General features: G+C 72.1%; 12 protein-coding genes. 7 read left to right on the top strand and 5 right to left on the bottom strand.

Annotated elements, in window-relative coordinates:
• The first annotated feature begins 40 nt into the window (after positions 1 to 40).
• From C1N81_RS32700 to C1N81_RS32685, 4 genes are all read left to right on the top strand, one after another.
• A complete protein-coding gene (locus C1N81_RS32700) occupies positions 41 to 1,015 on the top strand; it encodes a hypothetical protein (protein ID WP_394438373.1) in 975 nt (324 codons plus the stop codon).
• Between the two features lie 5 nt (positions 1,016 to 1,020).
• Positions 1,021 to 1,809 (top strand): LON peptidase substrate-binding domain-containing protein, encoded by a 789-nt coding sequence (locus tag C1N81_RS32695; protein WP_394434913.1) that lies wholly within the window; start codon positions 1,021 to 1,023, stop codon positions 1,807 to 1,809.
• A 68-nt stretch (positions 1,810 to 1,877) separates the two neighbouring features.
• Positions 1,878 to 2,384 carry a Cys-tRNA(Pro) deacylase gene (gene ybaK / locus C1N81_RS32690; protein ID WP_394434912.1) on the top strand — a complete coding sequence of 169 codons (507 nt, stop codon included), beginning with the start codon at positions 1,878 to 1,880 and terminating at the stop codon, positions 2,382 to 2,384.
• Between the two features lie 298 nt (positions 2,385 to 2,682).
• Entirely contained in the window at positions 2,683 to 3,657 is a 975-nt protein-coding gene (locus C1N81_RS32685; protein ID WP_394434911.1) for a dihydrodipicolinate synthase family protein, read from the top strand.
• Here the strand turns inward: C1N81_RS32685 and C1N81_RS32680 are convergent.
• The 4 genes from C1N81_RS32680 to C1N81_RS32665 form a co-directional block, all read right to left on the bottom strand.
• The gene (locus tag C1N81_RS32680; protein ID WP_394434910.1) at positions 3,637 to 4,323 is read right to left on the bottom strand and encodes a DUF2567 domain-containing protein; all 687 of its coding nucleotides are present in this window, start codon (positions 4,321 to 4,323) and stop codon (positions 3,637 to 3,639) included. The two genes, C1N81_RS32685 and C1N81_RS32680, sit on opposite strands and share 21 nt — an antisense overlap.
• Positions 4,324 to 4,357: 34 nt before the next feature.
• Positions 4,358 to 5,197: an ABC transporter permease gene (locus C1N81_RS32675; RefSeq protein WP_394434909.1), complete on the bottom strand. Its 840-nt coding sequence runs from the start codon at positions 5,195 to 5,197 to the stop codon at positions 4,358 to 4,360.
• Entirely contained in the window at positions 5,194 to 6,174 is a 981-nt protein-coding gene (locus C1N81_RS32670; protein WP_394438371.1) for an ABC transporter ATP-binding protein, read from the bottom strand. Before C1N81_RS32670 ends, C1N81_RS32675 begins: the two co-directional genes overlap by 4 nt.
• Before the next feature lie 139 nt (positions 6,175 to 6,313).
• A complete protein-coding gene (locus tag C1N81_RS32665) occupies positions 6,314 to 7,552 on the bottom strand; it encodes an NYN domain-containing protein (protein ID WP_394434908.1) in 1,239 nt (412 codons plus the stop codon).
• Positions 7,553 to 7,837: 285 nt separating this feature from the next.
• On the opposite strand from C1N81_RS32665, the gene C1N81_RS32660 reads away from it, so the two are divergent.
• A complete protein-coding gene (locus tag C1N81_RS32660; protein ID WP_394434907.1) occupies positions 7,838 to 8,011 on the top strand; it encodes a hypothetical protein in 174 nt (57 codons plus the stop codon).
• 83 nt (positions 8,012 to 8,094) lie between these two features.
• On the opposite strand, the gene dnaE is transcribed toward C1N81_RS32660, so the two are convergent.
• Positions 8,095 to 11,634: a DNA polymerase III subunit alpha gene (gene dnaE / locus C1N81_RS32655; RefSeq protein ID WP_394434906.1), complete on the bottom strand. Its 3,540-nt coding sequence runs from the start codon at positions 11,632 to 11,634 to the stop codon at positions 8,095 to 8,097.
• Between the two features lie 177 nt (positions 11,635 to 11,811).
• On the opposite strand from dnaE, the gene C1N81_RS32650 reads away from it, so the two are divergent.
• Complete coding sequence (locus C1N81_RS32650) at positions 11,812 to 13,143, top strand: DUF2252 domain-containing protein (RefSeq protein WP_394434905.1); 1,332 nt, start codon at positions 11,812 to 11,814, stop codon at positions 13,141 to 13,143.
• Between the two features lie 85 nt (positions 13,144 to 13,228).
• The gene (locus C1N81_RS32645) at positions 13,229 to 13,909 is read left to right on the top strand and encodes a hypothetical protein (RefSeq protein WP_394434904.1); all 681 of its coding nucleotides are present in this window, start codon (positions 13,229 to 13,231) and stop codon (positions 13,907 to 13,909) included.
• Positions 13,910 to 13,967 lie beyond the last annotated feature (58 nt).

Raw genomic sequence — 13,967 nt, 5'->3', positions numbered from 1 at the left:
CATCGTGCCGTTCCTGCGTGCCTTCGTCCGGACCGCCCGCATGATCCGGCACACCGGCGCCCTCGCCGCCGGTCTGCCGCCGGACGACGAGGTGCTGCTCGACGCCGCGGACGAGCGGCTCGCCCCCGCCCTGGTCGCCGCCGGGCGCGGCGCGTACGGGCCGGCCGCCGAGGTCCTCGCCCACACGCGCGGGGCGGCCGAATGGGAGAACCGCGACCGCTACGTCCTGCACCTCGCCGCGTTCGCGGCCTTCCGCACCGAGTGGTTCGGCGCCTGGCAGGCCGCGGCCCCGCACGACCCGGACCTGCTGCTCGTCAAGGCCGAACTCGCCGTGAACCGGGCTTTCGGCTCACCGGCCCGCGCCGAGCTGCTCCGCGACGTCACCCCGCTGATCACGGCCGCCGCCGAGGCCGAACCGGGCGACCCGGTCCCCTGGCGCGTCGCCCTGGACCAGGCGCGCGGCACGAACGCCCCGCACACCGAGTTCGAGGCGCTGTGGGCGCAGGCGGTGCGCCGCTCCCCGCACCACTACGGCTGTCACGTCGCGGCGCTGCGCTACCTGTCCGCCGCCTGGTACGGCTCCCACGCCGAGTGCTTCGACTTCGCCGAGCGCGCGGCCCAGGACGCCCTGCCCGGCTCCCTCCTGCAGGCGCTGCCCGCCCGCGCCGCCTTCGCGTACCTGACGGCGCCCGCCCCGCGGGGCGTCCCGCGCGCCCGTCTCGACGCCGCCGCGGACCTCGCCGTCGGCCTCTCCCGGCGCTACCCGGCGGGCGACCCGTGGCCCGCTGAGGTGCGCAATGTGCTGACCTGCGTCCTCGCGGAACTCGAACGCTGGCCGGACGCCCTGGGACAGTTCCGCCTGATCGGCCCGTACGCCACGTCGTTCCCCTGGGACCGGCTCTCGGAGGATCCGCTGGGCCGCTTCCTGGAGCTGCGGGACACCGTCCGCCTGGAGGTCGCGGCACAACTGCCGCTGCGCGGCGGACCGGGCGGCTCGGACGCCCATTACGCTTGACCGTCGTGACCACCGTCCGGCTTCCGCTCTTCCCGCTCAACTCGGTGCTGTTCCCGGGGCTCGTCCTCCCGTTGAACGTGTTCGAGGAGCGTTACCGCGCCCTGATGCGCGACCTGTTGAAGGCGTCCCCCGATGACCCGACCGCCACCGACGACGACGAGCCGTCCGTCTCGGACGAGCCGCGCCAGTTCGTCGTCGTCGCGATCCGCGACGGCCACGAGGTGGCGCCGAGCGCGTCCGGGATGCCCGACGACATCACCACCAAGGAGGCGGGCGCGGGCCCCGCGGCCGGCTTCGGCGACGACCCGCTGAAGTCGTTCCACGGGACGGGCTGCATCGCGGACGCGGCGACGATCCGCGAGCGCGCCGACGGCGGCTTCGAGGTCCTGGCCACCGGCACCCGCCGGGTCAAGCTGCACTCCGTGGACGCCTCCGGCCCCTATCTGACCGCCGAGGTCGAGGAGCTGCCCGAGGAGGACGGCGACGAGGCGGGCGCCCTGGCCGAGGGCGTCCTGCGCGCGTTCCGCACGTACCAGAAGCGGCTGGCCGGGGCCCGTGAGCGGACGCTCGCGACCGGCGCGGAGCTGCCCGACGAGCCGTCGGTGGTGTCCTACCTGGTGGCGGCCGCCGCGGTGCTCGACGTGCCGACCCGGCAGCGGCTGCTCCAGGCCCCGGACGCGGCGTCCCGGCTGCGCGACGAGCTGAAGCTGCTGCGCGCCGAGACGGCGATCATCCGGCACCTGCCGTCGCTGCCCGCGACGGACCTGACGCGCCAGGCCACCAGCCGCAATTAGCCGCGATCAGCCGGACCCGGCTGTGTCGCACCCAGCTGTGTCGCACCTAGCTGTAAGGAACGCTCACGTTGGCGAAGAAGGCCAAGAAGCAGCAGCACCAGTCCGGCGGGACGCCCGCCACGGTGGCGCTCACCGCCGCCGGGACGGCGTTCACCGTCCACTCCTACGACCACGACCCGGCCCACCCCTCCTACGGCGAGGAGGCGGCCGAGGCGATGGGCGTCTCCCCCGACCGCGTCTTCAAGACGCTCGTCGCGGACGTCGACGGACAGCTCACGGTGGCGGTCGTGCCGGTGGCGGGCCAGCTCGACCTCAAGGCGCTCGCCGCGGCGGTCGGCGGCAAGCGCGCCGCCATGGCCGACCCGGCCCTCGCCGAGCGCACCACCGGCTACGTTCGCGGCGGGATCTCCCCGCTCGGCCAGCGCAAGAAGCTCCGTACGGTCGTCGACTCCTCGGCGGAGCGGCACGCGACGATCTGTGTCTCCGCGGGCCGTCGCGGCCTGGAGGTCGAGCTGGCGCCGAAGGACCTGGCGGAGCTGACCGACGCGGTGCTCGCGCCCGTCGGGCGTGCGTGACCCCTCGACGGACCGGGCCGCTTCGGCTAAGCACCAAGGGCATGTCGAAGAAGACGCGCAAGCGGAAGTGGCGGATCAAGAAGGGCAAGGCCAACCACGGGCGTCGCCCCGCCTGAGGCGAGGCGCGGCACTGCGAGGCGTGGCACTGCGAGGCGCGACAGGGCGGGGGCGCACCTTCCGGGACCCTTGACACCGCTGTCGTCGGTACCGCACTGTCACGGACAAGGTGGGACGTCCCACGTCCTACCTATCACCTGTTTCGCCGTGCTGTGCCGAGCCGCTCCGGGAGACCACCGCCATGCCTCTCCGCGCCCCGTTCCCCGCCCCGCTCCGTGGCGTCGTCCCGCCCCTGATCACCCCGCTCACGCCGGAGGGCGAGGTGGACGTGGCCTCGGTGCGGCGCCTGGCCGAGCACCTGATCGGGGCCGGGGTGCACGGCCTGTTCCTGCTCGGTTCGAGCGGCGAGGCGGCCTTCCTCACGGACGCGCGACGGCGCACCGCGCTCGAAGCGGCCGTGGAGGCGGCGGCCGGGCGCGTCCCCGTGCTGGCGGGCGTCGTCGAGACGACCACCCCGCGCGTCCTGGAGCGCGCGAAGGACGCGGTGAAGGCGGGCGCGGACGCGCTCGTGGCGACGGCCCCGTTCTACGCGCGCACGCACCCGGCCGAGACCGCCGACCACTTCCGGCGGCTGCGGGCCGACGCGGACCTGCCGGTGTTCGCCTACGACATCCCGGCCGCCGTCCACACCAAGCTGGGCCGCGACACCGTCCTCGCCCTCGCCGCCGACGGCACGCTCGCCGGGCTCAAGGACTCCAGCGGCGACGAGGGCTCCCTGCGCCGCCTGCTCGCCCCGCTGCGCGCCGCCGCCCCCGCCTTCTCGGTGCTCACCGGCTCCGAACTCACCGTGGACGGCGCGCTGCTCGCGGGCGTCGACGGAGTCGTCCCGGGCCTCGGCAACGTGGACGCGCACGGCTACGTACGGCTCTACGAGGCCGCCCGCGCGGGCGACTGGGACGCGGCCCGGCGCGAACAGGACCGGCTCGCCGCGCTCTTCGCGATCGTCGACACCGGCGATCCGGCGCGGATGGGCGGCTCGTCCTCGGCGCTCGGCGCGTTCAAGGCGGCGGCCCACCTCCAGGGGATCATCGACTGCCCGGCGACGGCGGCGCCCCAGGTCCCCCTGGACGCGGCCGAGTCCGCGCGCGTACGCCGTGCTCTGGTGGCGGCGGGGCTGCTGCCCGCCGGGGACACCTCAGCCGTTGCTGTCGGCTGATCCCTGCGCGGGCCGCGGCGTGTGCTCGTAGTAGCCCGCGTACGGGTCGGGGTCGCGCGGGCCGAGCAGGCCCGTGAGCGCGAGGTGGACCACCAGGGCGGCCAGCGGCCAGGCGAGCAGCGCCCCCTTGGCCTTCAGTTCGAGGGGCGCGTCGAAGACGACGCCCTTGCCGACCTCCTTGGCGTGCGCCGCCACGTCCTGCGCAGGGCCGAGCCAGATCCCGAAGCGCCAGGCGAGCAGTCCGCCGAGGAGGGAGCCGAGCGCGAGCCCGGCCACCAGGGGGACGCCGCCGCGCCTGCGCCACAGGAAGACGACGGCGCCGGTGACCGCGCCGAACGCGAGGCCGAGCAGGGTGAACGTGCCGTCGATGCCGATGGCCTGTTCGCCCTCGGTGTCCTTGAGGTAGACCGCCGAGGCGTCCGAGACGAGCGGAACCCGGGGCGCGAGCCACAGCCACAGCGCCCCGAGCAGCAGGCCGAGGAGCGCGACACCCACCGCCACCACGGCGGCCTCGCGCACCTCGGTCCGCAGCCCGGGTCCGTCGTCCGTGGCGGTGGAGGGCGCGGGGGGCAGGGCGTGCGTCATGGGGTCGGGGGCCTGCCACGGGTCACTGTGCCCATTGTTGTGCGGGGGCTGATGGGGCGGCGGCGTCAGCGGTGCGGTCACCCTGCCATCGTGCCAGGCGTACCTGTCGGGCGCGTCACCGGACGGCGGCCCGCCGGTACGCCCAGGCCGCCACGGCGAGCGAGGCGACGCCGACGGCGGCGCAGACACCCAGGTCGAGCAGGACGGTCGGCCAGTCCGGGTGGTCCCCGAAGGTCCGCGCGAAGGCCTCGACGCCATAGGTGGAGGGCAGCAGATCACGCGCGTACTGCACGAACTGCGGCATCCGGTCGGCGGGGAGCACCCCGAGGAGCAGCGCCGCCGACATGCCCAACTGGCCGAGCAGTGTCGCCAGTTCGGGGCGCGGCGCGAGCAGCCCGAGCGCGGCGCCGAGCCCGGCGAGGGCGGCCCCGGCCAGCGGGATCACGGCGGCGAGCACCCACAGGTGCGTCAGCGGCAGGTCGAACATGAAGCAGCCCGCGACGGCGGTGACGACGGTGCCGGGCACGGTGAAGGAGGCGTACGCCCCCGCCGCGCCGAGGACCACGGACGCGGGCGGCACCGGCAGGGTCGCGTAGTGGTCGAGCCCGCCCGCGGCGCGGAGCTGCCCGAAGTACTGGGCGAGCAGGTTCAGCGCGACGAAGGCGACGACGAGCACGGCGGAGCCCGCGACGACGGCGCGGGCCTCGCTGCCGCCCTCGTCGACCACGCCGCGCATGAGGATCATGATGCCGATGGACTGGAACGTCGCGACGAACAGCAGCGGGATGCGCGCCACGCGCGCGCGGGAGAGCTGCGCGCGGTAGACGGCGGCGAGGGAGGGCAGAAAGCGAGCGCGGGGCGCGAGCCCGTCGTCGAGCGCCGCGGCGGACGGCCTGGACCCTCCGGTGGTCTGCCGCACGGTGTCGGCGGACGGCTCTGCGGATACGACGGTCATGCCTTCACCAGGCCCTTCACGCTGCTGCGGCTGCCGCCGAGCGCCAAGTACACGTCCTCCAGGCTCGGGGTGGCGAGCGTGAAGTCGTCGAGGAAGTCGAAAGCGGGGCCGCCGGTGACCGCGGCGACGGCGGTTCGGGCCGCCTCCGGGGCGAGCCGCAGCGACCAGCGCCGGCCGGCCTCCACCGCGTGCTCGCGCAGCCGGGCGACCTCGGCGAGGTGCAGCGGCGCCTTCTCCCGCCACACCAGCTCGACCCGCACTTCTCCGGCGACACGGTCCTTGAGCCCGGCCGGTGAGTCGCAGGCGATGACGCGCCCGGCGTCGAGCACGGCGACCCGGTCGAGGACGGTCTCCGCCTCGATCACGTTGTGCGTGACCAGGAGGACGGTGGTGCCGCGCTCGGCGCGCCGCCGGTCCACCGCCGCCCACACGGCGCGCCGCGCCACGGGGTCCATGCCGGTCGTCGGCTCGTCGAGGACGAGCAGCGGGCGTTCGCCGACCAGGGCGGCGGCGAAGCACGCGAGCCGCCGCTGTCCGCCCGAGAGCTTCTTCAGCGGGCGGGAGGCGAGCGGGGCGAGCCCCAGCTCCTCCAGGACGGCGTCCCGCTCGGCCCGCGCCTCCTTCAGGGGAAGCCCGCGCAGGCGCCCGGTGGTCTCGGCGGCGAGCGACACGGTCAGCTCGTCGAGCGCGGTCGACTCCTGGCCGAGGTAGGCGAGGATCCGGGCGGCCCGCTCGGGGTGGCGCACGATGTCGTGCCCGAGGATCTCCACGCTCCCGGCGTCGGGCCGCATGAGCCCGGTGAGCTGGCGTACGAGGGTGGACTTGCCGGCGCCGTTGGGCCCGAGGAGGCCGAAGATCTCGCCGCGGGCGATGTCGAGCCGGACGTCGTCGGTGGCCCGTACGGGCGGGGTCGCGGGCGCGCCACGCCGCCCGCGCGCGGCGGGATACGTCTTGCTGAGGCCCCGTACCGCGCACACGACAGCGTCCCGTTCATGGATCGGGGCAGCATCATCGGTGCGCGTACTCACGAGGAACGAGAGTACGGGGTCCGGCGGCCCCCATTGCGCGCGGGGCCGGACAAATGAGGCGGGCGGCGGGTCGCGCGCACGGGCGGCGCTACTCCCCCGCCGTCGCGTGTTCGGCGGTCCGCACGTCGATCTCGCGCCAGAAACCGGCCCGGATCGCGTACCGGTCGTGCTCGTCGATCTGGTCGTCCTTGTGGGCGAGGAGGCCGAACCGGGCCGCGTACCGCAGCAGCTCGCCGTCGATGCGGTGCGGCACGCGCGGGTACATGGTCGCCAGTTTCTGGAGCTGCACCGGGTCGGCGAGGCGCGCCATCCACCGGCGGGCGAACACCTGTCCGACCTCGTAGGGGTCGCCGCTGACCGTGGTGATGTCCTCCTCGCGGTCCGCCCACCGCTGCTCGGCCGTGGTGAGCTGCGCCAGGGTCGGCAGCGACGCCGCCTCCGGGGGCTCGCCGCCGGTTCCGGGGCGCTCGACCCAGCCCTTGTCGCTCGACCAGCGCAGGGTCGCGCTCGTCGGATGCTGGGCGGTCGGCGGGGGCGTCGTGCCGGGGCCGCGCAGTGCGGCCAGGTCCTTCGGGGTGGGGACCCCCCTGGCCGCGTTGGTGCGCTCCTCCGCGTCGCTCTGCGGCCGCGCGGACGGCGCATGCTGGGCGGGCGGCGCGTCCACCGCGTCGTCCACCGGGCGTCCCGCACCACCCGGCGCCGATTCGGGCAGCGGCGCGGACAGGATCGCGGCGATCTCCGGGCGCGGCACGGACTGCGGGGCGCAGATCCCGCCGATCTCCTTGGCGCGGACGGCCTTGGTGATCCAGATGCGGTCGAGCACCCGGCGCTCGTCGGCCTCGGCGACCAGGTCCTCGGACTGGTTGTAGTCGCCGTCGGCGGCCTGCACGGCCCAGAGGTGGACGGCGACGCCGTGCTCCTTGGCGGCCATCATGCCGGGCAGCAGATCGCCGTCGCCGGTGACGAGGACCACGTCGGAGCAGGCGCGGTTGCGGGCCAGCTCGGTCAGCTCGGCGTGCATGGCGGCGTCGACGCCCTTCTGCGCCCAGCGCCCGTCGCTGCGGGTCAGGGCGCCGAGCCGGACGGTGACCCGGGGCATGACGCGCAGCCTGCGGTGCTCCGGCTGCGGCACCCGGTCGGGGGCGCCGTCGAACCAGTAGATGCGCAGGAGCTGCCGCTCGGTCTCGGACTCGGCACGATCGCGCAGGCCCTGGATGAGGGCGGCGTGGTCGACGTGGATACGGGACCGGGAGGGCTCGCCCGCGAGGAGGCTCGCGGCGGCCCCCAGGAGATATCCGGCATCCACCAGGACGATGCAGCGGTCCACGCGATCCACCCTCTTTCGCCGACTTACGACAGTCCGGACGCGCTCACGGGGCGGCGCCCGCGGGTTCGCTTCGGGTTTCCTTCGAGTCTGCCCGACCGGGCGGGGGTTAACGGCCCGAACTCGATCTTCGGCGTGGCGGATGAGGTGAAGGTGGTATGCGCGCGCCGTCGTTCCTCCGTGTCACGGACGGTGATTGCCCGATATGCGATCTTTGATACCCCATGTGAGTCTGAACGCGACTGGCCCCGAGATCTCCCAATCTCCCCCCATAGGAGGCAGATCAATATGGCCAAGAACAAGAATCGCAAGCAGAACAGCGACCTGAACCGCGCGTCCGTCACGGAAGAGACGCAGGAGCCGTCCAGGTCGGCGTCGGAGACGCAGTCCACGGAGTCCCAGATCATGGGCAACCCGTCGGACATGGCCCGTAAGCACCAGAAGCGCTTCGGCCACAACTGACGCGCGGCGCCGCATCATTGCAACGCCTGAGGGGCGCACCCAGGATCCGGGGTGCGCCCCTCTAGAACTGCGCGGCTACGGGGTCAGCCCGCGAGGCACGACGGGCCGAGCAGCACCTTCAGGTCGCCGAAGAGCGCCGGGTCCGGCTTCACCCGGTGCCGGTCGAGGCGGAGCACGGTGGTCTTGCGGGGACCTTGCAGCTTGATGCGGACCTCGCTGTCGCCCCGGTGGTGGGTGAGGATCTCGCCGAGCCGGCTGATCATCGGCGGGGTCACCTTGAGCGCCGGGATGGTGAGGATCACGGGCGCGTTGGTGCCCGCGTTCGACAGGTCAGGGATCTGCATCTCCATGGCGACCAGACGCGGTACGTCCTCGCGCTTGTCGAGGCGGCCCTTGACGAACACGACGGCGTCCTCGACCAGTTGCGTCGAGACGAGCTGGTACGTCGCCGGGAAGAACATGCACTCGATGGAACCGGCGAGGTCCTCGACGGTCGCGATCGCCCACGCGTTGCCCTGCTTGGTCATCTTGCGCTGCAGGCCCGAGATGATGCCGCCCACCGTGACGACGGCGCCGTCGGAGAAGTCACCGCCGGTCAGCTGCCCGATGCCCGCGTCCGCCTTGTCGGACAGGACGTGCTCCAGGCCGAACAGCGGGTGGTCGGAGACGTAGAGGCCGAGCATCTCCCGCTCCTGGGCGAGGAGATACGTCTTCTCCCACTCGTCGGTGGAGAACTCGACGTCGAGCCCGAACCCGGGCTCGCTGCTGTTCTCGTCGCCCATGCCGCCGAAGAGGTCGAACTGGCCCTCGGCCTCCTTGCGCTTCACCGCGACGACATTGTCGATCATCGGCTCGTACTGCGCGGTGAGGCCCTTGCGGGTGTGCCCCATGGTGTCGAACGCGCCCGCCTTGATGAGCGATTCGGTGGTCCGCTTGTTGCAGGCGGCGGCCTCGACCTTGTCGAGGTAGTCGGGGAACGACTCGAACTTCCCCTTCGCCTTGCGCGAGCGGATGATCGAGTCCACCACGTTCGTCCCGACGTTGCGCACGGCCTCCAGGCCGAAGAGGATCACGTCGTCGCCCTGGGCCGCGAAGTTGTGCACCGACTCGTTCACGTTCGGCGGGAGCACCTTGATGCGCATGCGCCGGCACTCGTTGAGGTAGACCGCCGACTTGTCCTTGTCGTCCTTGACGGAGGTGAGCAGCGCCGCCATGTACTCGGCCGGGTAGTTCGCCTTCAGGTAGGCGGTCCAGTAGGTGACCAGGCCGTACGCGGAGGAGTGCGCCTTGTTGAACGCGTAGCCCGCGAACGGCACCAGGACGTCCCACAGCGCCTGGATCGCCGCGTCCGAGTAACCGTTCTTCTTCGCGCCCTCCTGGAAGAGGACGAAGTTCTTCGCCAGCTCCTCGGGCTTCTTCTTGCCCATCACGCGGCGCAGGATGTCGGCCTCGCCGAGCGAGTAGCCGGCGATGATCTGCGCGGCCTTCTGCACCTGCTCCTGGTACACGATGAGGCCGTAGGTCAGGCCGAGCGTCTCCTTCAGGGGCTCTTCGAGCTCCGGGTGGATCGGCGTGATCTCCTGGCGGCCGTTCTTGCGCTCCGCGTAGTTCGTGTGCGAGTTCATGCCCATCGGGCCCGGCCGGTACAGGGCCGAGACGGCGGAAATGTCCTCGAAGTTGTCGGGCTGCATCTGGCGCAGCAGCGAGCGCATCGGGCCGCCGTCGAACTGGAAGACGCCGAGCGTGTCACCGCGGCAGAGCAGTTCGAAGGTCTTCGGGTCGTCGAGCGGGAGCGAGAGCATCTCCAGGTCGATGCCCTTGTTCGCCTTCACCATCTTGACGGCGTCGTCCATGATCGTGAGGTTGCGCAGGCCCAGGAAGTCCATCTTGAGCAGGCCGAGCGACTCGCACTGCGGGTAGTCCCACTGCGTGATCGTGACGCCGTCGGTGTGCCGCACCCAGATCGGGGCGTGGTCGACGATCGGCTCGCTGGACATGATCACGCCGGCCGCGTGCACGCCCATCTGCCGGACCAGGCCCTCGACGCCCTTGGCGGTGTCGATGACCTTCTTCACGTCCGGCTCGTTCTCGTACATCCCCCGGATCTCGCCCGCCTCGCTGTAGCGCGGGTGCTTGGGGTCGGTGATGCCGGAGAGGTCGATGCCCTTGCCGAGGACGTCGGCGGGCATCGCCTTGGTGAGCCGGTCGCCCATCGCGTACGGGTAGCCGAGCACGCGCGCGGAGTCCTTGATCGCGTTCTTGGCCTTGATCTTGCCGTAGGTGCCGATCATGGCGACCTTGTCGGCGCCGTACTTCTCGGTCACGTACCTGATCACCTCGACGCGCCTGCGCTCGTCGAAGTCGATGTCGACATCGGGCATGGAGACGCGCTCGGGGTTGAGGAACCGCTCGAAGATCAGCCCGTGGGTGATCGGGTCGAGGTCGGTGATGCCCATGGCGTAGGCGACGATCGAACCGGCCGCGGAGCCTCGGCCCGGGCCCACCGCGATGCCGTTGTTCTTGGCCCACATGATGAAGTCGGCGACGACCAGGAAGTACCCCGGGAACCCCATCTGGATGATGATGTCCATCTCGTACTCGGCCTGCTTCTGCCGGTCGTCGGGGACGCCGCCCGGGTAGCGGCGCTCCATGCCGCGGCGGACCTCCTCCTGGAACCAGGTGACCTCGGTGAAGCCGTCGGGGATGTCGAACTTCGGCATGAGGTCGCGCTTCTCGAACATGCCGGTCGTGTCGATCTGCTCGGCGACCAGGAGCGTGTTGCGGCACCCCTCCTGCCAGGCGTCCGAGGAGTCGACCGCGTACATCTCGTCGGTCGACTTCAGGTAGTAGCCGGTGCCGTCGAAGCGGAAGCGGTCCGGGTCGGAGAGGTTCTTGCCGGTCTGGATGCACAGCAGGGCGTCGTGCGCGGTCGCCTCGTGCGCGTACGTGTAGTGCGAGTCGTTCGTCACCAGGGGCGGGATGCCGAGCTTCTTGCCGATCTCCAGGAGCCCGTCGCGGACCCGGCGCTCGATCTCGATGCCGTGGTCCATCAGCTCCAGGAAGTACCGGTCCTTGCCGAAGATCTCCTGGTACTCGGCGGCCGACTTCAGCGCCTCGTCGAACTGGCCGAGGCGGAGCCGGGTCTGCAGCTCACCCGAGGGGCAGCCGGTGGAGGCGATCAGCCCCTCGCTCCACTGGGAGATCGTCTCCTTGTCCATGCGCGGCCACTTCTGCAGCCAGCCCTCGGCGTACGCGTCCGAGGAGAGCCGGAACAGGTTGTGCAGGCCCGTCTTGTTCGCGGCCCAGATCGTCTTGTGCGTGTAACCACCCGAACCGGACACGTCGTCGCGCTTCTGGTGCGGCTGGCCCCACTGGATCTTGCGCTTGTTGCGCCGCGACTCCGGGGCGACGTACGCCTCGATGCCGATGATCGGCGTGACGCCCGCCTTCTGCGCGGAGTGGAAGAAGTCGTACGCCCCGTGCAGGTTGCCGTGGTCGGACATCGCGATGTGCGTCATGCCCATCTCGTTGCACGCGTTGAACATGTCCTTCAGGCGCGCGGCACCGTCCAGCAGTGAGTACTGGGTGTGGACGTGCAGGTGCGTGAAGGGCGGCTTTGACACGGTTGCTGCTCCAAAGGCGAACGGGCGGCGACGGGACGGGGACGACTTGGAAGTCTACGACCGCGATCTGACAGCCGACGGGCACTCCGGAGTACGGTCGGGCGTTGGACGGGACAGAAGACCTGTCCTGCGTGTCACACGAGCCCACGCACCACCTGTACCAGGAGGCACCCGGCGATGTCGGTCCCGCAGCCCACCGCTGAGCAGCGCGGCGAGGAGATCCTCGCCGTCTTCGACACCGCGTTCGGCGAGCTCCTTGCCGCGGACCCCGCCGCGTTCCGGGTGAAGTTCCGCAAGATGGCCGCCTCCGCGTTCGCCTTCTACCGGGGCACGGCCTGCCTGTTCTACCGGGACGTGGAGCGGGAGCAGCACGGCGGTCCCTACCTGGACGACCGCACCAGCCGGGTGTGGATCCACGGCGACCTGCACGCGGAGAACTTCGGCACGTACATGGACGCCACGGGCCGGCTGATCTTCAACGTGAACGACTTCGACGAGGCCTACGTCGGCCCCTTCACCTGGGACCTCAAGCGGTTCGCCGCCTCCGTGGCGCTGATCGGCTACGCCAAGGCGCTCGGCGACGACCAGATCACCGACCTCGTGCGCACCTACGCGGCGGCCTACCGCGAGCGCATCCACGCCCTCGCGACGGGCGCCAAGAGCGACGAGGTGCCGCCCTTCACCCTGGACACGGCCGAGGGCCCGCTCCTGGACGCGCTGCGGGACGCCCGCTCCCTGACCCGCTTCGGGCTGCTCGACTCGATGACGGTGATCCGCGACTTCGAGCGCCGCTTCGCCGACGACGGGGGCGCCATCGAACTGGACGCGGCGACCCGCTACAAGGTCCTCGCGGCGTTCGACGGCTATCTGGAGACGCTGCCGGAGTCGTCGCTGACCCGCCCGGACTCCTACCGCGTCAAGGACGTCGTGGGCCGCCGCGGCATCGGCATCGGCTCGGCGGGCCTGCCCTCGTACAACATCCTCCTGGAGGGCAACAGCGACGCCCTGGAGAACGACGTCGTGATCTACATGAAGCAGGGCCAGACCCCCGCGGTCTCCCGGCACATCACGGACGCGTCGATCCGCGACTACTTCCAGCACGAGGGCCACCGCACCGTCATCTCCCAGCGCGCTCTCCAGGCCCACGCCGACCCGTGGCTGGGCTGGACCGAGCTGGACGGCTCGGGGCAGCTCGTCGCCGAGGTGTCCCCGTACGCCGTCGACCTGGACTGGGGCGACATCGACGACTACGACGAGATCACCGCGGTCGTCGCCGACCTCGGCCGGGCCACGGCCGCCATGCACGCGGCGGCGGACGACCTCTCCGGCCAGTCCCTCGTGCCGTTCTCCACGGAGCGCGCCATCGACGCCGCCATCGCCGCCGACGAGGACGGCTTCGCGGGCCTCCTGGTCGACTTCGCGCACAGCTACGGCGCCCGCGCTCGCGGCGACCACCAGATCTTCGTGGACCTGTTCCGCAACGGCCGCATTCCGGGCCTCACCGCCTGAAGGCGCGGGGGCCGGCCCACGATTCCATAACGCACAGGTGTCCTTTAGCCATCGCCTACAGCTAGCCATGGCACACTCCGTAGCGATGGACGACATATCCGGGACCCAGCTCAGAGCCGTGCGCGCGGCCCTCTTCACGGCGCTCGCCGTGACGCTCTCCGCCGCGTCGCACGTCCTGCTGTCCCGGGTCCCGCTGCCGCTCACGACGGTCGCCGCGACCGCCGTCGCCGTCTTCGTGATCGCGTACGCGCTGGCCGGCCGTGAGCGCCGCTTCGGCCGGATCGCGGCGCTGCTCGTCCCGCTGGAACTGGCCGCCGACACGCTCTTCACCACCGGCCAGCACGTCTGCTACGGCGAGGCGGGCGGCCCGGTCGCCGGGCCGCTGCGCTACCTCGGCTTCGACGTGCTGTGCGGCGGGAGCGTCGGCACGCCCCTCGCCCGGATGACCGGCGGCACCAGCGACAAGGCCGCCGCCCTGCTCGCCCACAGCGACCCGGCGGCGTCCTGGCTGCTGCTCGGCGCGCACGTGACCGTGGGGCTGCTCGCGGCCGCCTGGCTGCGCCGCGGCGAGCAGGCCCTCGCGCAGCTCCTGCGCGCCGTGGCCGCGTTCGCGTTCCGGCCGCTGCTGATCGCGTTCGCCGCGGTCACCGGCCGCCTGGAGGCGACCCCGCGCCGCCCGCACCCGGGCACGCGCGCGCGGGTGGCCCGTACGCGGATCGCCCTGCACTCCGTGGGACGACGCGGACCGCCGTGCCCGGCCGCCTGAACCACGGCTACCGGCAGAGCACGACAGTCCCCATCCTTTTCACGTATTCACGGAGCGA

This window comes from Streptomyces sp. SGAir0957, from assembly GCF_043523415.1.
This window is presented reverse-complemented; position numbering and strand designations above follow the sequence as displayed.

Bases quoted from the DNA above. Each gene is read 5' to 3' on its own strand.
- C1N81_RS32700 (WP_394438373.1), top strand. From the start codon at position 41: ATGATCCGGCACACCGGCGCCCTCGCCGCCGGTCTGCCGCCGGACGAC.
- C1N81_RS32685 (WP_394434911.1), top strand. From the start codon at position 2,683: ATGCCTCTCCGCGCCCCGTTCCCCGCCCCGCTCCGTGGCGTCGTCCCG.
- C1N81_RS32675 (WP_394434909.1), bottom strand. From the start codon at position 5,197: ATGACCGTCGTATCCGCAGAGCCGTCCGCCGACACCGTGCGGCAGACC.
- C1N81_RS32660 (WP_394434907.1), top strand. From the start codon at position 7,838: ATGGCCAAGAACAAGAATCGCAAGCAGAACAGCGACCTGAACCGCGCG.
- C1N81_RS32650 (WP_394434905.1), top strand. From the start codon at position 11,812: ATGTCGGTCCCGCAGCCCACCGCTGAGCAGCGCGGCGAGGAGATCCTC.
- C1N81_RS32645 (WP_394434904.1), top strand. From the start codon at position 13,229: ATGGACGACATATCCGGGACCCAGCTCAGAGCCGTGCGCGCGGCCCTC.